We start from the raw sequence: 22,919 nt of genomic DNA, 5'->3' as shown, positions 1-22,919 counted from the left end.
GACCGAGTACCAGGGTCGCCTCGTCCGGGCCGATCGGCCACGGAAGTCCGGCGCCGCGTGCGATGTCCAGACCGTGGACGAGGCTCTCGCCGCGCATCAGACCGGTCGCCGCCGCCCGGCGCACCGCCCGGGCCCTCCCGTCGGAATGCGTTCATACGGCAGACATCCGGCGGCCCGACAACCGGCCCGGATGGTTGCGTATGCATAACAGGTCTGGTTCGAAGAGCGGTGTCCGGGACAGGCGCGCGGCCCTGAACAGGGGGAGCCTCAGGGCGCGTGCCCCCGGGGCACCGCCCGTCCGAGAGGAACTCTCCGTGGATCGCAGGTCTTTGCTCACCGTCGCGACAGGGGCGGTGGGCGCCGTCGCCGCCTCCCAGATACCGGCGGGCGCGGCGCTCCCCACCCACTCCGGCGCAGGGCGCCCGGTCGCCACGTTCAACGTCATCAGCGACATCCAGGGCGACCTCCGGGACCTCGGGGTGGCCCTCGACGACATGCACCGGACCAACCCCGCGAGCGCGGGCCTCGCCGTCGCGGGCGACATCACACCGCGCGGGTACGACGCCGAGTACGCGGCGGTGCGGTCGGAGCTCACGCGCCACACCCACGCGAGAACGGTCGCCTGGGCCATCGGCAACCACGAGTTCTACGTCCCCAAGTGGCGCGACCCGTCGACCCTCGCGCAGGCCACCTGGCCCAACGGCACCACCGAGGACTCCCTGTTCCGCAGCTTCTACCACTTCGCCGGGCGCAACACGGTGTACGCCGAGCACTCGTTCGGCGGCATCCCCGTGCTGAGCCTCGGCACCGAGAAGTACATGCACTACCACGACCCGAAGCTCTGGGACGAAGTGTGGCTCAGTGAGGCGCAGTTGACCTGGCTGGAGCAGCGCCTCGCGCACTGGGCGCGCCGGCGGAAGCCCGTCATGGTGGTCACGCACCACCCCCTGCCCAACACCGTCTCCGGCAGCCACAACCAGCTGTACTCGCGCGACTACCTCCAGGCGGACCGGCTGCTGGGGATCCTCGGCCGCCACCGCGACGTCTTCCTCTTCTGCGGACACACCCACTGGGACCTCGCCCTGTCGGACTGGTACGTCCGCAGGGTCGTCCCCGGCACCGCCAACCTCGACGGCTTCTCCGTGATCAACACGGGCGCCGTGCAGACGGGATACACGGACGACGGCAAGGGGGGAGAGATCTCCGTCCCCGGTACGTTCAACCAGGGCCTCCAGATCGAGGTCCACCGCGACCGCGTCGTCGTGAAGGCGCGCGACTTCGCCGCCGGAACGTGGCTGAAGCAGATCACGGTCCCGCTGTCGACACGTATGTGAGCCGCTGGGCCACCGCCGCTCGGGACCGGACACGGCTCGGCATCCTCGGCCGACCAGGAGCACCCTGGAGGGATGAGCACCGCCCCGATAGTCGTCAACCCGCCCTCGCCGAGCGGCGGCCGCAGAGTCACCGTCCGTGACCACGGGATCCTGGGTCTCGCGCACAGCGATGCCGACGTCGTGGAGTTTCTGCGGCGAGCCGGTCTCGAAGACGCCGACGCCCTCCTCGACGATCCGGCGTGGGTGAAATGGCGTGGCGGCCGTGCGCACGAGTACGAGGCCGCCTGACGCCACGCCGCCTCCCGGCCGTCGGGCCCCGACCGGGCCGTGGACGGCGCGCGGCCGGGGGCCGACGTGAGAAGAGACGGAGTTCGCCGGCCTTGGAATGTGCTGCGCGCGGTGACCGGTACCGGTCGGCGGCGTCACCGGTACCGGCCTGCGGCCTGACCGGTACCGGTCGGTCCGAACTCCGCCGCGCCCCGCCCTTCGCCCGGGCGTCGTGTTCACGGCGGAGACGGCTCCGCTCCCTGCCCTACGCCGATCGCCGTCCGATCGGTCGCGAGTGGCCGCTCATTGGGCCAGGGCGGCGCGCACCGCGTGGGGTGCGGCATTCATGGGAGTGAGCTGGCAGATGACCATGACCTGGCGCTTCGGGTCGTACATGGACCTGGTCGGAGGGACCGTCAGGAGAGGTGAGTGGGGCTGCACCCGCGCCACCAGGAAGTGGCCCTTCATGAAGAATTTCTGAACCTCTACGGAGGAGAAATCTCCTCGATTCAGAACAGTCTGGCTCCGAGGTCTCGTCAGGACGATCTGCGAGGGGGAAATCGAAAGGGATCCCCGCCATTTTCCACGCCAGATGGCCAGTGCGGCGATCAGGGATCCGGCGACGTAAAGTGCGATCCCGATCAGTACGGGCAGTGGATTCTCGTCGAAAACGCTCGGCTTGTTCGCCGGACCGAAGACTTTTTCGGAGCGTTTGAGGAACAGTATCCCGCCCAGGAGGAGCCCGACGAACCCGCAGCCCACGAGCCAGGCGATGGCGGATCCCGCATCCCCGGTGCGGCCGCCGTCGAAGACCACGAAGTGGCCGGGCTGAACACCTGTCGGCGACGCCGCCGCGCCTGCGTTCGGCGGGGCGGGTGTGCTGGCCGGAGACAGGTCCCTGTAGACCTGGACGGCGATCGGAGCCGCGGCTACGACGCACACACCGATAAGCGAATACCAAATAATCGGTGACGGGTCGATTTTCGACGTCACCACATTACCGGCCAAAGCGAAGAGCGGCGCACACAGTGCGACTAACCCTCCCGTGACCCGTCTGTCCATGTAATCTCCCCGAGGAAAGGCGTGCCGTTCTCCCTGCCCGGCCAAGGTACCCAGGGGGGCTCCCCCGGACGCCCCCACTCAGTGGCTCTGTTGCGGACTCGTCACATACGGCAGCGGTTGTGTCCGTCCCGTACGAACGAACTCATCGAAATCACGCCGCCTTGGATTCGAACATTCGAGGAAATGTTCATATCGCGGGGTGGCCGAGATGGTCGAAGTCCAGGGGGCGGCGGCGCCGTTCGCCTCGCTGCCGCCGGGGCTCGGAGGCGCGGAGCGGGCGGGGAGCTCCCGGGCGTGCTTCACCGGATCCGGCGGCGTCCGGCCGCGCCCGCGAGCGGCCGGCGGGAAGGCCCGCCGACCGCACTCCGTCACCCGTTGTGGCGGCCGACGCCGCGGGCCCACAGGATCAGCGGGATCTGAAGGGGGAGCCGGCCGTACGCGAGGGCCTTCTGCGGCGTCGAGCGGTTGCGCCAGTCGTAGGCCATCTTGACGTTGGCCGGGAAGACGCCCGCGAAGAACAGGGCCGTGGCGCGGGCGCTCGTCCTGCGCGTCGCCGGGAGGGCGAGGCCGGCGGCCAGGGCCAGTTCCACCACGCCGCTGGCCTGGGTCCAGGCGCGGGGGCTGCCCGGAAGGGTCCGCGGCACGGTGGCGTCGAACTGCTTGGGAGCGACGAAGTGGGCGACGCCGGCGGAGGCCATCAGGCCGGCGAGCAGGAAGGCGGAACGTGCGGAGCGTATGGACCGGGACATCGGATTCCTTCGGGCTGAGGGCGAACCGGCGGTATGGCGATACGGCTGCCCGTACCTTACCCGCCAGTAATCAAGAGGTGGACCCGTTCCCTCCGTCCCGCCGCAGCGCGGTGACGCCGGGCCCGCGCAGTTCGTCCAGCGCCACCTTGCGGCCCATGACGGCCAGAAGCAGGGAGAGCGCGGGCCCGTTGACCTCCGGCCCCGTTCCGATCATCAGGTCGGCGTCCGTGGCCGTGAGCCGGACGCGGCCCACCAGCTCCTTGGCTCCGCCGAACGAGGCTGGGGTGCGCGTCTGGAGCCGGAGCGACCTGGCGACGGCCTCCTCCGGGTAGGGGCGGGTGAGTCCCAGGGGCCTACGGATGTCCTCCCCGTGCACGACCTCCTCGACGAGCCGGCTGTCGAGGGGCGCCGGAGGCGTCGACCGCCGCGACGCCACGAGCCGGAACCGCTCCAGGGTCTCCTGCGGCGTGACCCCGCGCTCACGCTCCACGCCGACGGCGTTCTGGCGGTCGAAGTCGAACCTCGCCCGGGCGAGGCCGATCATGAAACCGAGGCGGGTCGTGCGCGCGGTGTCGACCAGATGGGCGAGGACGTCGTGCACGGTCCACCCGTCACACAGCGACGGTCTGCTCCACTGCTCGTCGTCGAGATCCGCGAGGTCGTCGATCAGCGCCCCGCGCTCGGCGTGCACCATCGTCCAGACGTGGTCTTTCACGGCTTCCCCTTCGTCGATCACAGTGTGTGCCAGGGAGGACTCGGGAAGCGGCGGGAACTCATCGCCGGGCGAGTCCCGGGCTGCCGGTCGACGGCGGGCGCCCGAACCCGGTGGCGCACCGCAGGCCCCGTGGGGCGGCCTCCGACGAACGGACGGGCTCCCGGTGCATCCGTCCAGCGACGGCCGATGAGTACGGGCACTCCCGCCGGTCTACCCTTCAGCGCCGTCCTTCTCCGGCGCCATCGTCCCGAAGGAGCGACAGATGACCGGCACGACGACCATCGACCTCGGACCACAGGCGCGGATCGTGGCCCGACTCGCGGCGGACATCCCCGACGCGCGGCTCGCCGACCGCACCCCCTGCCCCGACTACGCGGTCGGCGACCTGCTCGGCCACCTCGCCGGACTCGCCGTCGCGTTCCGCGACGCCGCCCGCAAGAACCTCGGACCCACGACGGACACGGCCCCCGACCCGGCGTCGTTCGTCCTCCCCGCCGGCTGGCGGGAAGAACTGCCCCGCGTCCTCGACGAACTGGCCGAGGCCTGGAGCGACCCGGCCGCCTGGACCGGGATGACCCGCGCGGGCGGCGTGGACCTTCCCGGCGACATCGCCGCCGTCGTCGCTCTCGACGAACTGGTGGTCCACGGCTGGGACCTGGCCCGGGCCACCGGCCAGGAGTACGCCCCCGATCAGGCCGCGCTGCACGCGTCGCACGGCTTCCTCCTGGCGGCCGCCGAGGAGGACGACCGCGGCGACGGCATCTTCGGAGCCGTCGTGCCCGTCGCGGACGACGCCCCGCTGCTTGACCGGGCGGTCGCCCTGAGCGGGCGCGATCCGCGCTGGACGCCACGGACGGGCTCGTGACCCAAGCCGGGGAGAGGGGGGGGCTCCGGTACGGACACCCTGGACGCCCCTGGAAACATTGGACGCCCCTGGGCGCTCTGGATCGCCCTGGATGTCCTGGAGGTGTGCCCCGCGCGCCGACGCGCGGGTGGAGCTGGGACGATCGGGGCATGGTGCGAACGTTTGAGGAACTGATCGCCGAGGCGGAAGCGACCCCGGTGGAGGGCTGGGACTTCTCCTGGCTGGAGGGACGGGCCCACGAGCAGCGACCGTCCTGGGGCTACCAGCGCGTCATGGGCGAGCGCATGGCGCGGGCCCTGGCGGCGCTGGACATCCAGACGGGTGGCGGGGAGGTCCTGGCGGGGGTGCCGAAGCTCCCGCCGCTGGCGGTGGCCACGGAGTCCTGGCCTCCGAACGTGGCCAAGGCCACCGCGCTGCTGCATCCGCTCGGGGCGGTCGTCGTCGCGGACGAGGACGAGCCGCCGCTGCCGTTCGCCGACGGGGCCTTCGACCTGGTGGTGAGCCGGCATCCGGTGACGGTGTGGTGGGAGGAGATCGCGCGCGTGCTCCGGCCGGGCGGCACCTACCTCTCCCAGCAGGTCGGCCCGGCCAGCGTCTTCGAGCTGGTCGAGTACATCCTCGGCCCGCAGCCCGAGGAGGTGCGCCGCAGGCGGCACCCCGACGGCGCCCGCCGAGCGGCCGAGGCGGCCGGGCTGGAGGTCGTGGACCTGCGCGCGGAGTACCTGCGCACCGAGTTCCTCGACATCGGCGCGGTGGTCTACTTCCTGCGGAAGGTGATCTGGATGGTGCCCGGCTTCACCGTCGACCGGTACCGGGACCGCTTGCGGCAACTGCACGACCGGATCGAGAGCGAGGGCCCGTTCGTCGCCCGGACCGCACGGTTCCTGATCGAGGCGCACAAGCCCGCCTGACACGAGAATCGCGGTCCTCACGAAGGCCTCTCCGTACAATGCCCGCCATGGCATGCCGCATCAGTGAGCTGGTCATCGAATGTGCCGACCCCGAGAGGCTCGCGTCCTTCTGGAACGAGGTCCTCGGCTACGTCGAGCTCGACCGCGAGGACGACGGAAGCATCGAGATCGGGCCGCCCGACGTCGGCTTCGGCGGGGCGCAGCCCACCCTCGTCCTCAGCCCGAGCAGCGCCCCGCGGACCGGTGGGTACCGACTGCACTTCGACGTCAGTGCCACCGACCGCGACCAGGGCGCCGAGCTGGAGCGGCTCCTCGCCCTCGGCGCCAGGCCCGCCGACGTGGGCCAGAGCGGCGCCGAGAGCTGGCACGTCCTGGCCGACCCGGAAGGCAACGAGTTCTGCCTCCTGCACGCCCAGCTCAAGCCGCTCTGACCCCGCGCACCCGAGGCCCGCACCCGAGCGGCCGGGCTTTCGACCACCTGACGAGCCCCTCGCCGGGCCGGTTCGTCCCCACCCCAACCGACGGGCAGCGGGACGGACGGCCTCAGGTGCGGAGGTCGTCGTCCCGTCCGGTCAGCAGGGCGAAACCGTGGCGGTCCACGGACGTGGTCGTGGCCGAGAGGACGACCACGCCGGTTCCCGTGGCGCGGTCGAGTCCGAGCCAGGACCGGAAGCCGCCCGTACCGCCGTTGTGCCAGGTCACTGTCAGGCCCTTGACCTGGAGGGTGATCCACGCCGCGCCGATGCGGGTCCCCGTGCCGAGGGGAGCGACCGGATCGAGCGCGGCGAGGCCCGGCGCGCTGCCGTCCAGCAGGGCCTCGGTGAGCCGGGCCATGCTGCGGATGTCGGCGCGAATCCCGCCGGCGGGCCCGAGCGCCTCACCGGTCCAGGGCTCCTGCGGCCGCCCCTTCCGGTTCGTGCCCCTCACGGCCCCGGGCCGGAGCTCCTCCGCCGTGGCGGGCAGGTAGAAGCAGCCGAGCCCCAGAGGGTCGGTGACCCGCAGACGGACCAGCTCCGCGTACGTCGTCCCGGCGGCCCGCGCGAGCGCGTGCCCCAGCAGCTCGAACCCCAGATTCGAGTAGCGGGGCCTGGGCCTGCCCACCCGTACGCCCCGGGTCTGGTCGAGCAGCCGGCCGAGGTCCTCCCCGTACGGATTGGTCCCGTGCCGCCAGAGCGCGAACGTACGACGCCACATGTCGGCGGACGGCGGTATCCGGGGAAGCCCGGACCGGTGGACGCTCAGCGAGTCCAGGGTGACCCGCCCGGCGGGAGCGTCCCCGAGCGGCAGGAGTTCACCGAGCGTCGTACCGGCCCCGATCTCGCCCCGCGCGAGCGCCTCGGCGTACAGCAGTCCCGTGACGCCCTTCGAGATCGACCCGATCTCGAAATCGGCGTCGAGTCCGGCGCCGAGGGCGCCGTCGGCCGCGGAGCCGGCCGTGACGCCGCCCGTGGAGCCGGCCGTGGTGCCGAGACCCGCCGGACCGGCGCCGACGCAGGCGATCCGCGTCCCCCCGGGCGAGACCACAGCGGCCGCCACAGGGTGCCGGGCACCCGTCAACGCCCGGATCCTGTCAGCGAGTCGCGGGTCTCCGTGATCTTCGTCCATGCGCTCACGATAGGCGGCGACCCCGGACGCGACGGACGCGCCGGCCCACCCCACGGCCCCGCGTGACCCACATCACTTTCACGCTTCTCCACTTTCCGTTATCCCGGGCCGGGCCCCAGGCTCTCCCATGCGCAACCATCTCCAACAGACGGGACAGTCGGCGTGCGGCAGAGCACAGGAATCGAGCGGGACACGGAGCTGGTCCTGGCGGCGCGGAACGGCGACCCCTGGGCGCGGGAGCAGCTGGTCACCGCCCACCTGCCCCTGATCCACACCACCGTGGCGCTCGCGTTGAGCGGTCGCCACGGCGTCGAGCACGTCGGGCACCTCGTACGGGAGACGATGGTGCGCGCCCTCGGCGGTCTCGCCGCCCTGACCGACCCCGGCGCCTTCCGGCCCTGGCTGGTCGCGATCGCGGTCGACGGCATCCGCAGGCACCGGCACGCGCAGCCGGCCGGCTTCGGGTACGCGGAGGCCGGGGCCCCGGCCGCCGAGTGGCCGCACCCGGCGGGGGGCGCGTCCGAGATCACCGAGGCGGCCCGCTGGCTGGACCCGGACGACGGCGAGCTGCTGGCCCTGTGGCGGCTGGAGTGCACGGGCGAGCTGACCCGTTACGAGACGGCGGCCGCGCTGCGGTGGTCGGTCGAGGACACGGCGGCCCGGATCGACGCGGTACGGGCCCGGCTGGACGCGGCCCGGGTCGTCGTGGGCGCCCTGGCCGGGAACACCCACTGCCCGGCTCTGAGCCGGGAGGCGGCGAGCTGGGACGGACGCCCGTCCGCCCCGTGGCGCGACCACCTGACCCACCACACGCTCGCCTGCGCGCACTGCGTCACGCGCTGGAGCGGCCTGGTCCCGGCGGAGATCCTCCTGACCGCCACGCCGTCGGCGCCTCCGGCGGGCGAAGCCACACAGGGGGGCGTGACGCCGCCGCCCGCACCCACCCGCACAGCCGACGGACACGGCACCTCCGCCGCGTACGCCACCACCGGATCGCCGGTCGGCGCGTACGGTACGGGCGACCTGACCGCACCGGACGACGCGGCGGACCTCACGGAGGCGTACCTCCTGGCCGGATCCGCAGAGCACGTCGGCCCGCACATACCCCGCCACTCTCCCGCCGCCTCGACGCCGAGCCGGCACGGCTCCCGTGCGGCCCTCCGGCGCCGCCGCCGGACGCAGGAGCGCAGCCGGCGCCGGGCCGTCATCGCGGCCGGAGTCGTGGTCATGGCGGTCACGGGTGGGGCGTTCTCGCTCTACGGGGGCCGTGGAGGCGACGACGACAGCCTCGAAGCGAGCCGTCTCTCGGCCCCGGGCCTCGACCTGCCCCTCGCGCACGACCCGTCCGCCCAGACCGGGGACGCGTTGGAGACGTCGGCGAGCCCCTCCGCCTCGCCGTCCACCTCCAAGTCCGCCACCGCCCGCCCCTCCGCGTCGGCGTCGCCCAGCGCGCGGACCACCACCGCCGCGCCGACCCGCCCGCCGCGTACCACCGCGCCCGCCAAGGTGAAGACGAACCCGCCCCGCACCCCGGCGCCCACGCGCGGTTCCGAGTCGACGGGCCCGGGCACGGGTGGCGGCACGGACAACGGCACCAACGGGGGCACGGGCAACGGCGGTACGGGTGCCGGTCCGCAGAACGACCAGGGCCAGAGCTCGGCCGCCGACCAGGTCGTCGCCCTGGTCAACGAGGAGCGCGCCAAGGCGGGTTGCGGCCCGCTCACGGTCAACGCGACCCTGACCAGGGCCGCTCAGGGCCACTCCGAGGACATGGCGGCCCGCGACTTCTTCGACCACACCAACCCCGACGGCGCCGGCCCGGGGGAGCGGGTGACGGCCGCCGGGTACCCCTGGTCGACGTACGGCGAGAACATCGCCATGGGCCAGAGCACTCCGGAGCAGGTCATGGACTCCTGGATGAACAGCCCGGGCCACCGCGCGAACATCCTCAACTGCGACTTCAAGGAGATCGGCATCGGCCTCCACTCCTCCGGCGGCCCCTACTGGACCCAGGTCTTCGGCGCCCGCTGACCCCACGGCCACCGAGGAAAGTCCACCGAGGCGCTGCCCCCACCCAGGGGGCAGCGCCTCAGCCGCGTCGCGGCGCCCCGATGACCCCGGTCGCCCCGGTCGGGCGCGGCTCGACGCGGCGGCCGGGGGAGCCTTCCCGGGGTGCGGCTAGGCGGCGCCCACCGCTGCCAGCACCGCCACCGGCAGGAGCAGGATCCACTGCGGCAGCCGGAGCAGCGGTCGGGGCCAGCCGACGGACAGCGTGACGACCAGGAAGACCGCCGCGTACGCGACGAAGTGCGCGGCCACGAACCACGCCACCGGACCGGCACCCGACGTGCCCTCCGCCAGGGAGAGGTAGACGAGGGCGAGTCCGGAGAGCACCAGGTCACCGCTCACCATGTGCCACACGGCGTGCAGGACACGCTTGGGTTCGTCCGCGAGGCCGCAGGACAGCAGCGGGCGCACCACGTCACGGTGCCCGCCGACGACGTGCACGGCGGCCACGCCGAGCGCGGTGATCCCTGCCGCCAGGAGCCAGCCGTTCACCGGACCTCGATTCCTCTCGCCACGACGCCGGCCAGCAGTGCGGCCAGCCGCGGGCCGGGGTGCTCCCCGACCAGCCCCACGTGGAAGAACACGGCTCCCGCCAGTGTGTCCAGGACCAGGTCCACGGGCGTCTCGGCCGCGATCTCCCCGCGCAGCACGGCGCGTTCGAAGACGACAAGGAGCCGTTCCTTCGACGGACCCAGGAAGTCGCCGCGGATGCGTGCCCGCAGTTCCGGATCGGCGGCGAAGTCGGCGAGCAGCCCCGGGAGCGCCGCCGCTGCGGCAGGCGCGCGGAACTCGTCGACGAGGCCCTGGAGCAGCACGGTCAGATCGCCGGTCAGCGTGCCGGTGTCCGGGGGCGGAGCGTCGTCGGTGGTCGTGAAGACGGCCTCGAAGACCAGCTCCGGCTTGCCGGGCCACCGCCGGTAGATGGTGTCCTTGCCGACACCGGCCCGCGTGGCCACCGCCCCGATCGACGTGGCGGCGTAGCCGACCTCCGTCACCAGCTCCGCTGTCGCGCCGATGATCGCCTCGTGCGATCGGGGATCCCTGGGACGCCCTCTGGAGGGCGGAGAGGAACTCATGGCATTTACCTTACGGGTCGACCCGTAAGGTAAACAAGAGCCGGGCCCGTCCGTCAGGCCCGATCCGGCGAAGCCCCTTTCGGGCCGCCGGACCGCTGACGGGCCGGCCGAAGAACTCCTGAGGGCCGTAGGCGCGGACCACCGGCTGACACACCCGGTCACGAAGTGGCGGGTCCGGTCACCAGGTGACGGGCCCGGGGAGTTCGGTGACGGGCCCGGGCGCCGCCGCGGGGATGCCGAGGCGGACGCGGGCCCGGTGGGCGGCCGCCAGCTGCTCGGTGGCCCACGGGCCCCAGTCGAAGAGCTCCAGGGCCTGTTCCGGGGCCGCCAGGATGCGGACGTGGGTACGGCCGGTGGGCGGATCGACGGGCGGCGGGCCGAGGCCGGTCAGGGAGGCGGCGTAGCGGACGCGGGCACCCGGCTCCTCGGGGTCGACGAGGTGTCCGATGTACACCGCGTCGGCCAGCCGGGCCGCGGCTTCCTCGGCCGCCTCGCGGCGCAGCGTGGCTTCGGGATCGCCGTGGTCGTCGGGTTCGGGCGTGCCGCCCGGAAGGCGGGCCGCGCCGGTGTCTGGTTCGAGGAGCACCAGGACGCGTCCGTCCGGGGCGAAGGCCCAGACCCAGGACTGGCGGACCGTCAGCTCCCGGGGCACCGGGCCGGGATGGAAGGGGTGGCGGTGCCTGGCCCGGGGCGTCCGCAGGACACCGACGGTGTCGAGGACGCCGGGGGCGATCGGGAGGCCGTTCTCCAGGAGTACGGCGCCGGCGGCGTTGACGCGGGCGCGGAGTGCCGAGAGGGCGCGGCGGGAGTCGCGCGGGGCGAGCAGGTCGGGCAGGTGCGCGGGCTCGATGAACTCGACGCTCGTGATCTCGCGCTCGGGCAGCCGGATGGTGGCGATCCGGTCGTCGCTCCACGTGCCACCGTCGAAGACGTGCAGGATCTCGCCCGGAAACCGCATGTCCGGGGGCGCGTTGACGCTCTCGGTGGAGACCCAGTCGACGACGAGCCCCCGGTCGACCCGGGCGGTGACGCCGAGCTCCTCCTGCAGTTCGCGGACGGCGGCGTGGGCGGGGGACTCGCCCTTGTCGACGGCGCCGCCCGGCAGCAGGCAGGTGTCGAGGTAGTCGACGTGCTGGACCAGGACCTTCCCCCACCGGTCGGTGATCAGCACCGAGGTCCCGGCCCACAGTGCGGCCGAGGCCCGCAGGGCCCCGTACTCCTCGTCCGTCATCGACGTGCCAGGTGACGCGTCGGGCGGCGTTGTCGTGTTCGTCTCGTTCGCTCTCTCCATCGTGACGATGTGCCCAGGCCGGCGGCTTCGGAACCGGGCCCGGTCACGCCGAAGCCGGACGGGCCCCGCCTCCCCGCTCGATCGCCTTCCGCGACGGGTGGGGTCGGCGGTCGCGGAGGGCGGGCGCCGCGCCGCCCGAACCCGCCCGACCGGCAGGAACCGCGAGATCGACGCGGAGACCACCTTCGCCGGGCCACGGAGCGTGACCCCGGCTCCTTCGGTGGCGGGGCGACTCCCGGATCGGTGACGGTGAGTCAGTACGGCGACGCTGAGTCAACATGGCGACGCTGAGTCAACCTGGTGACGGAAAGTCAACGCCATGACGCTGAGTCAGCATCGCTGTCCCACGGGCGCATCGTGTCCGTCCCGTCGCGTGGTCGACCGGCGTGCACGTGTCTAAGCTGGTAAAGGGGACGCGGCCGCAGGCGACGGGAGCAGGAGCCATGGGCGGCAGGCAGGACCACAGCATCTTCGCGACGCGCACGGCGGTCGCCGGCGGAGGAAGCGCGGCGGACATCGTCCGCCCCTCCTCGCTCTTCCGGATCGACGGTCCCGCGGAGGCCCCTTGACGTACCCCGCTGTCCCCCGCGCCGCCGAGGCCGACCGACGGGCGTGACCGTCGACGGAGCGCATCACCCGAGGGCGGGACGCCAGGGGGAGGGAACCCTGTGCGCAGAGGAGCACGTCATGGGCCGGAACGAGGAACGCAGGCACAGGAACGACCCGGGCCCGCTGCCCGGCCTGCCGCTGAAGGTGACCCCCGGGGTCGGTGAGCACAGGGGCGCCGACGGCGTCCTCCGCAGGTACCTGGACCCCGGTGCGACGCTCTTCCGCGCGCCGACCGCACGCAGGGCCGTCAACACCTTCGTACGAGAGCGTGCACAGGACCTCGGGACGGACGGCGCGGACCTCCGCGAGGTCGGCAAGGAGGAGGGGCCGGCGACGCTCAACGTCCGCTACCAGCAGTTCCACCAGGACGTGCCGATCCTCGGAGCCACGCTCCGGATGGTGGCCGACACCGGGCAGGCGGCCGTCGTACAGGTCGAGAACACGACGGAGTTCGACGTCTCCGACGCCCCCGACGTGAGCGAGGCCCTGGCCCCCGACGTCGTCGAGAAGGCCGCGCTCTCGCCCTTCGAGGAGGGGTACGAGTCCGCTGCGGTGGTCCGCGACACCCTCTGCTACCTGCGTGACACGACCAGGCCCCCGCTGCCGGAGGCGGACCGCCCCACCGCCTCGGTCGCGTTGCTGAAGAAGGGGAAGAGGCGCCCCGACGGCAGGCTGCACCTCGTCCACGACCTCGTCGTCGAGACCTCCGGTCCGTTCGAGCACTTCCGTGCCGTCGTCGACGCCGTCGGCGGGAAACTCCTCTGGATCGAGGTGGCCGGCCGGTACGCCACGGCGACGCTCAAGGTCTTCGTTCCCGACCCCGTGACGGCGTCGAACAACGGCACGCTCAGCTCCCTGTCCAGCGACGACGACCTGAAGCCGCACGCCCACGAGGTCCAGGCGGAGATCAAGGAGGCCGACGACGCCGGGAAGTTCCACCTCGACGGGGACTGGTGCCGCTGCCTGGACTGGGACGCCTCGGGGTTCGCCCAGCCGGAGCCGTCCGAGCCCTCCTTCGTGTTCGACACCCACCCCAAGGACAAGGCGTTCCTGAGCGCGAACGCCTACTACTGGGTCGACTCCTTCGCCCGCTACCTCCGCGGCCTGGCCAACCCGACGCTCAACGCCCACATGGTCCGGGTCGACGTGGACCCCCAGGGAGCCCCGGCCGCCGACAAGAGCGAGTGGATCGGTACGACGAATCCCCCGCGGATGCGCTTCGACATGAAGCTCGTGCCCGGAGCCGCCGACCTGGGCATCATCGTGCACGAATACACGCACGGCGTCGTGCAGTGGCTCCGGCCCGGCGCGACGACCCCCCTGGAGTACGAGCACAGCATCTGCGATGTCATGGCGGGCCTCTACCGCGACCGGTTCAACCAGAAGGGAATCCGGCGGACCGAGACGTTCCCCTTCGACAACAACCTCCAGGACTCGTGGAGCAAGGACCGGCGGCTCGACCTGACGCAGCGCTTCGACGACCCGGGATTCGCCACCTACGGGCCCGACGTGCGCACCTCCATGCTGGCCTCGGCCCTGTGGCAGTGCTATCTCGGCATGGGTGGGTCGTCGAGGAACGAGACCGTGCGGGACAAGGCCGCCGACGACCTGATCAAGGTGCTTCTCGCGATGGTGCCCCGCCTGGGGACGGACACGCCGCAGAGCAAGGACAACGCCGTCCACATGGCCGACATCTGCATCGCGGCGGACGTCGAGGTCCACCTCGGTGTGAACAAGAACGTGATGCGCAACGCCTTCGTCCGGCAGGGCCTCTTCCCCAAGCCCCACATCGACGTGTTCATCGCGGACAGGGTGGGGGACACCGGCGCCGTGCCGAGCGGCGGTGACAGCGACCCGTTCTGGACGTCTCCCGACATCTGGGTCCGCCACCAGAGCGACGGTGAGGAGGAACACCAGGAACCGATCATGAACCGGCCGAGCAACCTCTACGTACGGGTGCACAACCGCGGTACCGACGACGCACCGCCGGACAGCTTCACCGTCCAGACGCGCCGCTGCGACCCGGGCACCGGGATGACGTGGCCCACTCATTTCAAGGAGATCAGCACGGAGACGATCCACGAAACGATCCCGGCCGGCGGATCGGTGCGCGTCGGGCCCTTCGCGTGGACCCCGGTCATCCCCGACCACGAATGCCTGATCGCGGTCGTTCACGGCCCGGACGACCCCGCCGTCGCCGCCACAGAGGGTCCGCCGGTGGCGCACGACAAACTCGTCCGCCTGGACAACAACGTGGGCCAGCGCAACGTGTACCCCAAACCCTCCGTCCTCGGCGGACAGACGACGATGACGATCAAGCTCAACGGCGGGCCGGCGCCGACAGACGGTTCGTGGGAACTCGACGCCACCGCCATGCCCCCGGACACACAGATCACCATCCGGACCCTGAGCCGCATCGTCGAACCCGCCACCCTCAGCCACATCGAGGTGACCGAGACCGGGGAGGTCCGTTCCACGCTCCGGATGAAGGGTGGCGACACGGCGGTCGTCGACGGCTTCCGGCTCGACGCCGAAGAGAAGGTGGCGGCCGACGTCACCATCGACTTCGCCCACGAAGCCGTGCACATGCAGCACTACGACCTCGTCACCACCCAGCTCCAGGACCACCGGGTCGCCGGACGCCTGACGATCGAGATCACCGCGGTCAAGGACCTGCACGAGTGGTTCTTCGGCAACAAGCACACCCACGAGGTGCACATCGACACCTGTCCGTTCTGGGGGCGGATCAACCAGACGAGCCTGGTGCCGTTCCCGCGCATAGACCTGGCCATCGCCCACGGCTACAACGGTTGCGCGTACTGCCTCCCGACCTTCGACGACGGCTGAGGCACCGGAGACCGAGCAGCCCGACGCGAGAGGAGCCGTTCGACTCCCCGACGTACGAAGGAAAAGGTGACGGCGAGATGGCAGCGACGAGTCCCTTCACGGACGGTCTGATGCTCCGGTACCTACGGCCGGAGAACGTGGAGGCGCTGCTGAGTCCCGCCGCCGACCCCGAACGCAAGCGCGTGCGGTCGCTGCTGGCCTCCGTCTACGACCCCGCCCACCTCGCCATCACGTCGGTGGAGTCCGTCCGCGTCGACCTCACGGAGTTCCAGACCGCCGTCCACGCCTCGCTCGCCGTCCACGGATCATGGGACAAGTCGATCCCCGCCACCGAACAGGCCCGCGCCACCGTCGAGATCCCGGCGACGCCCCCGGTGCACTGGATCGACATGTCCCTGGAGACCGTGATCGGGGTGAGGGCGGCACCGGTCGGCAGCCTCCTCTCCTCCGTGAAGGCCGAGGCGGCCTGGGCGGCGGGCGGAGGCGCCGGGGCACCACAGGACGAGTTCGAACGCCCCTACACACTCCAGTACGCCGATCCACCCCCCTTCGATCCGACAGCGCCGAGCCGCAACCTCCCCCTGCGGGTGTCGACGCTCTTCTTCGACCGCCTCGACCTCGCCGACGCGCTGCGCCGGCTCAGCCAGGCCAAGCGGGCGGTCGACGCGGCGAGCCCGCAGCCGGAGGTCCACGACGGCGGCGCCCAGCTCGCCTCCAGCGCGTGGCTGGCGGTCTTCCCCGCCGTCACGACCGACGAACCGTCACAGACGACCGAGCAACTGGTCGGCGATCTGCTGGCGACCCAGGGATTCGTCGCCGCCTTCGAGACGGCCCCCTGAAGTCCCGGCCGGCACCGGCCGCGCCCAGCCCCGGAGACCGGGCGCGCACACGGTGAGGAGCATGCGATGCCGTTCAACTACATCACTGTCACAGCGAGCAGTGATCTCTTCGCGCCCGCCACCAGAGCCTTCGGGGACATCCTCGTCATCGGCAAGGGAGCCATCGGCAGCGAGGGTTCGAAGGCGCGGTCGTTCACCTACCCGGGCGACGCCGTCGAGGCCTACCCCCAGGGGAGGACGAAGCTGACGCAGGCAGTCGTGGCCGCTGCGCAGAGCGCCGTCACCGCGGCGAAGTTGCCGGTCGGCTCCGGCGTCGCGATCGGGAAGGACGGAGAGGTCGAGGTCCGCACGATCACGGAGGTCGCCGACGCCGCGGGCAACACGTTCACCCTGACCCTCGACAAGAAGCTGGACCAAGCCCACGCGGCGGAGGACCCCGTCGTCGGCCTCGGCCTCAGCGACCTCGCCGCCGCCATCTCGATGGCCTTCCGGCAGACCCCGCCCCCGACCGTGGTCTGGGGCCTCGAAGTGGACTTCGCCAACCCCGTCTGGTCGGAGGCGTTCACGGCGGCGACCGACATCCCGGTGCAGATCGTGGTGCTCGCCAACACCCCGCTGAACGAGCAGCCGCCCACCAGCCACCCGGTCGAACTCCTGGCGAACCACGTCACCACGGTCTCCAACACCGGCGGAGACGGCAACGAGCGCATCGGGATCGCGATGCTGGACCCGACGCTGACGCAGGACGAGCAGATCGCGCTGTGCACGGGCGCGATCAGGAGCAACCGGATGTTCCTGATCGCCCACGAGTCGACGGACGACGTGGCCGCGGCGGTGGCCGGAGTCATCGCGGGCCACGAACCCCACATCTCCCTCCTGCTCAAGCCGGTCTCCATCAAGATGACCGAGCACTTCACGGCCACCGAGATCCAGGAGTACTACAACAACTCCATCAACTGGGTGGCGAGCCCGGTGCTGCTCCCCGGCCAGGCCCTGTACCTGGGTGAGGGACTCACCGCCAACCCCAGCGGTGGGAAGAAGTACATCGACGTCGTGCGGACGCTCGACGACATCGGCTTCCGCGTCAAGGCCGCGCTGATCCAGGCCGTCGGCGACCTCCGCATCGACCGCCCCGGCCTGCGCACGGTCGTGACGCTCGTCCAGAGCGTGCTCTCGCCGCTGGTCACCCGGGGCGTGATCGAGTCCTACGCCATCCACATCCCGCTGCTGGTCCTCCTGGAACGCGAGCGCGCCACCCTCAGCGCCGACGAGCTCGAACAGATCAGTCAGGGGCGGAGCGGACGGAACGTGGACATGGAGGTCTCGGTCGTCTACGCGGGCGTGATCCACCAGATCGCCGTCAAGCTGGTTCTCAAGGGTTAAGGAGCGATGAGATGGCTGAGGTCAAATGGGACACCCGGTTGACGGTGATGCTCGGCACCACGCCGGTCACCCCCATCGACTCCTTCAATCCCACGTTCAACAGTCCGGTGCAGCCCCTGCACTCGCTGGAGGCCGACAACGTGGCCCACGTCGTCCAGCCCAAGGCGTTCACCTTCTCCATGGCGGTGAAGGGGATCGGCCCGTCGGTCGCCAACCTCACCGAGATGGCCCTGACGCACAAGAGCTTCAACATCGGGCTCCAGGAGTCCTCCGGCACCGACTGGACGTTCCAGCAGGTCCTGTTCAGCGAGTGCTACATCACGTCCGCCGCGAGCACCATCGTCATCGACGGCGTACCCACCACCACCTTCAACTGCGTCTGCCTGGAAGTCACGTCCACCACCTGACCGGAGCACGGAGGACCCCATGTCGCACCAGGAAGTCGAGCAGCGGGGCGCGCTGCCCGAGGCCATGGGACCGGAGCCCGCCGTGGTCTCCGGTCCGGGGGCGGAACTCCACTTCCACTTCCCGATCGAGGTGGTGGTGGCGGGGGACAACGCCGAGGAGATCCGCCAGAACCTCGTCGCGGAGGTCTACGAGGCCTTGCACGAGGCCCTGAGCTGACCGCGCAGCCCGGAGTGTTCCCATGCCCACCACGATCACCTGTCACTTCCCCATCACCGTGAGGATCACGGGGAATCCCTCGCCCGCCGCACTGGAACGTCTGGGCGAGGTGGTCGAGCAGGCGCTGATCGCACGTCTGAGCTTCGCCCGGGCGAAGGTCGCGGCGGCGGGTTTCCCCGAGATCGTCCCGGCCGACGCCCCGGACCCCTCGGGGGCGGCACCGTGAACGCGACCGTCGAGGTCACACCGGTCACCGCCGCGGAGACGGCGGCAGCCGGCGTGGCGTACCGGCGCCTCCACCTCCCGACCTCGGTCACGTTCACCGGTGGCGACGAACGTCTCACCCACGAGACGGCGTTGGAAGCGCTGCTGCTCCGTGCCGTAGCCCGGGCGATCGAGAAGGACGACCGCGGCGCCGGGATCACCAGCCCCCGGCCGGGGTGGCCATCGGCAGGCGACGGCACGGAGACCGGCGCGCCGACGGAGCCCACCCCGGGCGGTCACGCCCACCTCACCTTCGCCATGGCAGTGGCGGACGAGGGAGGAGAGGAAGCCGCGGGAGACGGAGAGGCGGACGGGGACCAGGAGCACGGCGGTGCCCGGGACGGGACGGGCGGCAGCGCCCCGGGCGAGAGCCGAGGGGACGGAACGAAGGAGACGGCGGAACCGGGTGTGCCGACGGACGGCACCCGGCGGACCTGGGGTCCGGCCGCCACCCCCGGCACGGACACCGGCGCCTCGACCGCCACGGCGACCGCCATCCCCGCGCGCCCCGCCCCGAAAGGCCCCGCCACCGCCCCCACCGCGGAACAGACACCGCCTCCTGCCGAGGCGCCCGCCCCCACCTCCTGGGCCGCGGCGGAAGAGGCGACCGCCGTCGCGCAGGGACTGGAGTACGCGAACGCGCTGGCCGAGAGGGAGAGCTCCGGAAGGCTGACGAGCGTCACCGTGGTGTCGGATCCCCAGGACGCGGTCGTCGAGGGACCGAGCCCGGTCGACGGACGCGCCGTGATGGTCATCGGCGCCACCCAGCTCGTGATGCTGGGCGAGGCGACCCGCTACGCGCGCTCGCGCAGCCTCATCCACGCCGTCCAACTCGGCGACCACCTCTTCGGCGCCCGCTCCTTCGCCGTTCTGCAGGGTTCGTCCGGCACATCGGAGAGCTTCTACCTGGCGGTGGCCACCGCACCCACCGTCACCGACGAGACCATCGGGCACGAGGTGTCGGCGTGGCAGCTCGCCGGCCAGCGGATCAGCACCTTCACGGGCTTCCGTATCCTGCCCGTCGTCACCACGCCGGACGGTCACCGGTACGAGGTGAACACGCTGTGGACCAAGGAACGCGGCTGGGTCTGGGGGAGCGCGGACGAGGGGAAGCGCTGGATCCAGACGAGCAGGTCCACCCAGGAGTTCTGGCTCTCGGCCGAGGAACTGAAGGTCCTCACCTTCCAGGGACTCGACCGCCTGGTGGTCACCGGTCTGGCCGGGAACCAGGAGAATCTGGAGAAGGCCGCCACCCAGCTGGGGGAGATGAACGCGAAGGCCTTCGCCCTGGTGGACGAGGAGATGAGAGAGAAGTACCTGGAGATCCTCGTCAAGGCGTGGACGTTCGAGGAGCAGCGGCACGCGATCATCCAGATCATGATCTCGCTGGACGGCCTGGCGCAACTGCAGGCGGTCCGGGCCCGGTTGATCCAGGCCGGTCTGTACGAGCAGCTCTTCGCCGATATGGGAAGCGACCTCTGGGACCTGCTCACGGCGGTCGGCAGGAAGTTCGGGGACCAGAAGCCCCTGACGGTGCGGGAGTTCATCGGACTCGTGGCCGAGGCGCTCAACCTGACGATGCGGCATGACGCCGGGCTGAGCCCGAACGTCAGGCAGGAGCAGACTGCCGTGCCCGGCCTCAAGGCGATGATCGAGATCGAGGAGGCCATCAGAGCGGTGATGGGATTCGTCCTGGGGACGCTCGAATCCCTCAAGATCATGCTGACCCAGCCCGAGAAGATCCTCTCCGGGCTCTGGGAACTCAACAAGCTCACGGTCACCTGCCACATGGCGTTCTACGGAGACCCCGTGTCGACCAGGCACCTGAAGGTCCTGCTCGAGAAGGTCGGCTCCGCGCTCCGCGACGGTCTGCGCGGTGCCGCGGTCTTCGGGGTCGGCGAGCGCCTGCTCACGAAGATCAAGTGGGCGGTGATCATCGAGGCGCTCACCTGGATCTCGGAGATCCAGGCCGCCGTCGAGGCACTGGTCAAGATCCAGAAGGTCGTCGCCGTCCTGCGCTTCCTCAAGGTGCTCAAGGTGTTCGAGGGCGAGAGGATCGCCGCGCGATTCACCCGGTTGGCCGAGGCGCTCCACGTGGGCAGCACCGTCCTGAACGGACTCAAGGACGAGCACGCGGTCGTGGACCTGATGCTCATGCTGCCCGAGGAGGAGGGCATCCGCCTCGGCGCCGTCCTCCAGGAGGTCGACGTTCCCAAGAGCGTCCACCTGACAGAGCTGATGGAGCATCCGCGGCTCGGCCCCGTACTCGCCGAACTCAGGCCGAAGGCCGAGGTCCTGCATGTGCTGGGCGCCAAGTCGGGTGGTCTCACACCGGAACTGGCACAGACCTTCGCCCGGCTGACCGGCAAGGAGGGCTTCACGACCGCCGAGGTCGCCAAGGTCGTCGAGGCGCTCCAGGAGGGGGAGGGCACGCGGTTCGCCGCGATGCTGGAGCAGATCGGCTTCGGCCGGATCGGGGCACAGGCGCAGGTCAAGGCGGACCTGCTGGCCATGCTGGCCGGGGACAGCCGGCGCATGGAGGCCGTGCACCAGTACGGGATCGCCGTGGTGGGCCAGATGCACGCCCGCTCCGCCGGAAAGGCGGAGGCCTTCGACGCCATGCTCGCGCGACTGGAGAAGATCCGCGCGCAACACGTCGCCGACGGCAAGGCCGTGGAGTTCAGCGAGTTCGTCGACAAACTCGGCCAGGGGAAGAAGGGGCCCTGGCGGCGGCTGGACCGCCCGGTCAAGCCGCCGCGCGTCACGGCGACGGCCGCCGAACGGGCCCCGGTCCTCGACCGGATCGCGGAACTGCGCAAGCGGTTCCCGAACAAGGCGGTGAAGGACCCCAAGGCGATGCGGAACGCGCTGCGGCAGATCGCCCGGGTGTCCGAGACGGACCCCGCGAAAGCCATGGAGCACCTGGAGAAGTTCGAGGACCTGCTCACGGCCGAGGGCACGGTCGAGGGCCACGTCGCCGAGATCGTGGCGGAGGCGGAGGCGAAGGCGCCCCGTGAGGCCAAGGCCCTGCACCACGAGCCCGATGAGGTGCCGGCGCAGCGGCTCAGCCCCCGCGACGAGATCAAGTCGAGGCTCGGGGAGGCAGGGTCGCCCTCGCACGAGCTGAAGGAGTCGATGGAGGCCATCGGCCAGCACCAGGACTACGGGAACCCGGCGCACCATGCCGCCGCGGCGGGGGACCGTCGTGGCGAGGTCCCCAGGGACATCCTCGAGTGGGCGGGCATCAACCCCGCCGACGACCCTCTGAACGGTGTCTACCTGCCCCGGACCTCCATGGATCCGAAGATCGTCCCCCAGGGCTGGACCCGCCACGAGGTGATGCACACGGACAACTACTACAAGTGGATGACGCAGGAACTGATCACGGCGAGGAAGGAGGGCGGGGCGGACGCGGTGATCCGCAAGATGTCCGAGATCAAGGAGAAGCTCCTCCACGGGTTCCACCTGCCTCCTGACACGGGCGTGGCCCATGAGAGCTACGCCGAGTGGTTCGCCAGGAACCGGCACGAACTGGACTGGCTGACCGACGCGGAGCAGCTCGAACTGCTGGAGAGGGTGAGGGGCGCGCCACGTGGCAAGCGGACGCCCAGGGTGCCCCGGAAGGCCAGTCCGAGGGAGGGGCCGACGACCGAGTCCGCGCCGAAGCCCCGGCCTCCGGAGAAGGCCAGGGCCAAGCCCGAGGCCACACCCAAGCCCGAGTCCGGGACGGAGACGAAGCCCCGGACAGAGCCCAGGACAGAACCCGCGGCCAAGCCCAAGGCTGAGCCCAAGGCTGAGACCAGGGCTCAGGTCAGGGTTGAGATCGAGCCCCAGGCCGAGGTCAAGCCCGCGTCCAAGACCAAGAGCAAGACGAAGCCCAAGGACAAGGGCAGGGACAGGACCAAGACCAAGGACAAGGACAAGGACAAGATCAAGGACAAGATCAAGGACAAGACCAAGGACAGGGACAAGGCCAAGCCCAAGCAGAAGTCCAAGCGCAAGACCGACGCGAAGTCCGAGGCCGAGGCGAAGCGCAGGGCCGAGACCGCCCCCGACACCACCCCCGACACCACGCCCGAGCCCGAGGCCAAGCCCGCGACCACGACCACGGCCACCGAGCACGAGCCCCTCCCCGAGCCGGAGGTCCGTCAGCGGATCGCGATCGAGGCCGAGCCGCAGCCATCCGCGGCGGCCGGTCCCCGCGTGAGCCTCGAACCCGCACCCACCCGGCCCGCGAAGCGCGGACCGCGCCTCCGCGTCGACCCGACCCCACCCACCCGCGTCGCCCCCGAAGTCGCCGAAGACGTCCTGGGCGAACCGCTGTACGAGGTCGAGGACGCGCCGAAGCAGGAACGGAAGAGGAAGCGCGCGCACAGGCAAGGAGGCCACGGGAGATGAGCAGGGAAGGTAG

General features: G+C 71.2%; 21 protein-coding genes. 14 read left to right on the top strand and 7 right to left on the bottom strand.

Annotated features, from left to right (window positions below; all coding sequences use genetic code 11):
- Positions 1-314 precede the first annotated feature (314 nt).
- Both ABT129_RS04090 and ABT129_RS04085 read left to right on the top strand, forming a co-directional pair.
- Positions 315-1,334 (top strand): metallophosphoesterase family protein, encoded by a 1,020-nt coding sequence (locus tag ABT129_RS04090; protein ID WP_351896243.1) that lies wholly within the window; start codon positions 315-317, stop codon positions 1,332-1,334.
- Between the two features lie 72 nt (positions 1,335-1,406).
- The gene (locus tag ABT129_RS04085) at positions 1,407-1,622 is read left to right on the top strand and encodes a hypothetical protein (RefSeq protein WP_351896241.1); all 216 of its coding nucleotides are present in this window, start codon (positions 1,407-1,409) and stop codon (positions 1,620-1,622) included.
- Positions 1,623-1,904: 282 nt separating this feature from the next.
- On the opposite strand, the gene ABT129_RS04080 is transcribed toward ABT129_RS04085, so the two are convergent.
- The 3 genes from ABT129_RS04080 to ABT129_RS04070 form a co-directional block, all read right to left on the bottom strand.
- On the bottom strand, positions 1,905-2,663 hold the full coding sequence (locus ABT129_RS04080; RefSeq protein ID WP_351896238.1) for a hypothetical protein: 759 nt from the start codon (positions 2,661-2,663) through the stop codon (positions 1,905-1,907).
- Positions 2,664-3,031: 368 nt separating this feature from the next.
- A complete protein-coding gene (locus ABT129_RS04075) occupies positions 3,032-3,412 on the bottom strand; it encodes a DoxX family protein (RefSeq protein WP_351896236.1) in 381 nt (126 codons plus the stop codon).
- 70 nt (positions 3,413-3,482) lie between these two features.
- Positions 3,483-4,106 (bottom strand): maleylpyruvate isomerase family mycothiol-dependent enzyme, encoded by a 624-nt coding sequence (locus ABT129_RS04070; protein ID WP_351896519.1) that lies wholly within the window; start codon positions 4,104-4,106, stop codon positions 3,483-3,485.
- A gap of 283 nt (positions 4,107-4,389) precedes the next feature.
- Between ABT129_RS04070 and ABT129_RS04065 the strand changes: the two genes are divergently transcribed.
- The 3 genes from ABT129_RS04065 to ABT129_RS04055 all read left to right on the top strand — a co-directional run bounded on the left by ABT129_RS04065 (position 4,390) and on the right by ABT129_RS04055 (position 6,334).
- Positions 4,390-4,992, top strand: coding sequence for a TIGR03086 family metal-binding protein (locus ABT129_RS04065; RefSeq protein ID WP_351896234.1), 603 nt, complete (start codon positions 4,390-4,392; stop codon positions 4,990-4,992).
- Positions 4,993-5,141: 149 nt separating this feature from the next.
- Positions 5,142-5,903: a class I SAM-dependent methyltransferase gene (locus ABT129_RS04060; RefSeq protein WP_351896231.1), complete on the top strand. Its 762-nt coding sequence runs from the start codon at positions 5,142-5,144 to the stop codon at positions 5,901-5,903.
- A 47-nt stretch (positions 5,904-5,950) separates the two neighbouring features.
- Positions 5,951-6,334, top strand: coding sequence for a VOC family protein (locus tag ABT129_RS04055; RefSeq protein ID WP_351896229.1), 384 nt, complete (start codon positions 5,951-5,953; stop codon positions 6,332-6,334).
- Positions 6,335-6,446: 112 nt separating this feature from the next.
- On the opposite strand, the gene ABT129_RS04050 is transcribed toward ABT129_RS04055, so the two are convergent.
- A complete protein-coding gene (locus ABT129_RS04050) occupies positions 6,447-7,508 on the bottom strand; it encodes a serine hydrolase domain-containing protein (RefSeq protein WP_351896226.1) in 1,062 nt (353 codons plus the stop codon).
- Positions 7,509-7,670: 162 nt separating this feature from the next.
- Here ABT129_RS04050 and ABT129_RS04045 point away from each other — a divergent pair, with 162 nt between their 5' ends.
- A complete protein-coding gene (locus ABT129_RS04045) occupies positions 7,671-9,539 on the top strand; it encodes a CAP domain-containing protein (RefSeq protein WP_351896224.1) in 1,869 nt (622 codons plus the stop codon).
- A gap of 147 nt (positions 9,540-9,686) precedes the next feature.
- On the opposite strand, the gene ABT129_RS04040 is transcribed toward ABT129_RS04045, so the two are convergent.
- The 3 genes from ABT129_RS04040 to ABT129_RS04030 all read right to left on the bottom strand — a co-directional run bounded on the left by ABT129_RS04040 (position 9,687) and on the right by ABT129_RS04030 (position 11,942).
- A complete protein-coding gene (locus ABT129_RS04040; RefSeq protein WP_351896222.1) occupies positions 9,687-10,067 on the bottom strand; it encodes a hypothetical protein in 381 nt (126 codons plus the stop codon).
- On the bottom strand, positions 10,064-10,651 hold the full coding sequence (locus ABT129_RS04035) for a TetR/AcrR family transcriptional regulator (protein ID WP_351896219.1): 588 nt from the start codon (positions 10,649-10,651) through the stop codon (positions 10,064-10,066). The genes ABT129_RS04040 and ABT129_RS04035 overlap by 4 nt, the downstream gene beginning before the upstream one ends.
- A gap of 178 nt (positions 10,652-10,829) precedes the next feature.
- On the bottom strand, positions 10,830-11,942 hold the full coding sequence (locus tag ABT129_RS04030) for an NUDIX domain-containing protein (RefSeq protein WP_351896217.1): 1,113 nt from the start codon (positions 11,940-11,942) through the stop codon (positions 10,830-10,832).
- A gap of 443 nt (positions 11,943-12,385) precedes the next feature.
- Here ABT129_RS04030 and ABT129_RS04025 point away from each other — a divergent pair, with 443 nt between their 5' ends.
- The 8 genes from ABT129_RS04025 to ABT129_RS03990 all read left to right on the top strand — a co-directional run bounded on the left by ABT129_RS04025 (position 12,386) and on the right by ABT129_RS03990 (position 22,906).
- Entirely contained in the window at positions 12,386-12,511 is a 126-nt protein-coding gene (locus ABT129_RS04025; RefSeq protein ID WP_351896214.1) for a hypothetical protein, read from the top strand.
- A 118-nt stretch (positions 12,512-12,629) separates the two neighbouring features.
- Positions 12,630-15,398, top strand: coding sequence for a hypothetical protein (locus ABT129_RS04020; protein ID WP_351896212.1), 2,769 nt, complete (start codon positions 12,630-12,632; stop codon positions 15,396-15,398).
- Between the two features lie 77 nt (positions 15,399-15,475).
- Entirely contained in the window at positions 15,476-16,237 is a 762-nt protein-coding gene (locus ABT129_RS04015) for a hypothetical protein (RefSeq protein WP_351896210.1), read from the top strand.
- 66 nt (positions 16,238-16,303) lie between these two features.
- Positions 16,304-17,620, top strand: a complete 1,317-nt coding sequence (locus tag ABT129_RS04010; RefSeq protein WP_351896208.1) for a hypothetical protein — start codon at positions 16,304-16,306, stop codon at positions 17,618-17,620.
- Positions 17,621-17,631: 11 nt separating this feature from the next.
- Complete coding sequence (locus ABT129_RS04005) at positions 17,632-18,027, top strand: hypothetical protein (protein WP_351896206.1); 396 nt, start codon at positions 17,632-17,634, stop codon at positions 18,025-18,027.
- Positions 18,028-18,046: 19 nt separating this feature from the next.
- Entirely contained in the window at positions 18,047-18,244 is a 198-nt protein-coding gene (locus tag ABT129_RS04000; RefSeq protein ID WP_351896204.1) for a hypothetical protein, read from the top strand.
- A gap of 22 nt (positions 18,245-18,266) precedes the next feature.
- Positions 18,267-18,470, top strand: a complete 204-nt coding sequence (locus ABT129_RS03995) for a hypothetical protein (RefSeq protein ID WP_351896201.1) — start codon at positions 18,267-18,269, stop codon at positions 18,468-18,470.
- On the top strand, positions 18,467-22,906 hold the full coding sequence (locus ABT129_RS03990) for an AHH domain-containing protein (protein WP_351896199.1): 4,440 nt from the start codon (positions 18,467-18,469) through the stop codon (positions 22,904-22,906). Before ABT129_RS03995 ends, ABT129_RS03990 begins: the two co-directional genes overlap by 4 nt.
- The last annotated feature ends 13 nt before the right edge of the window (positions 22,907-22,919 follow it).

Source organism: Streptomyces sp. NPDC002057 (genome assembly GCF_040296665.1).
In the GTDB taxonomy this organism is placed as follows: Bacteria; Actinomycetota; Actinomycetes; order Streptomycetales; family Streptomycetaceae; genus Streptomyces.
This window is presented reverse-complemented; position numbering and strand designations above follow the sequence as displayed.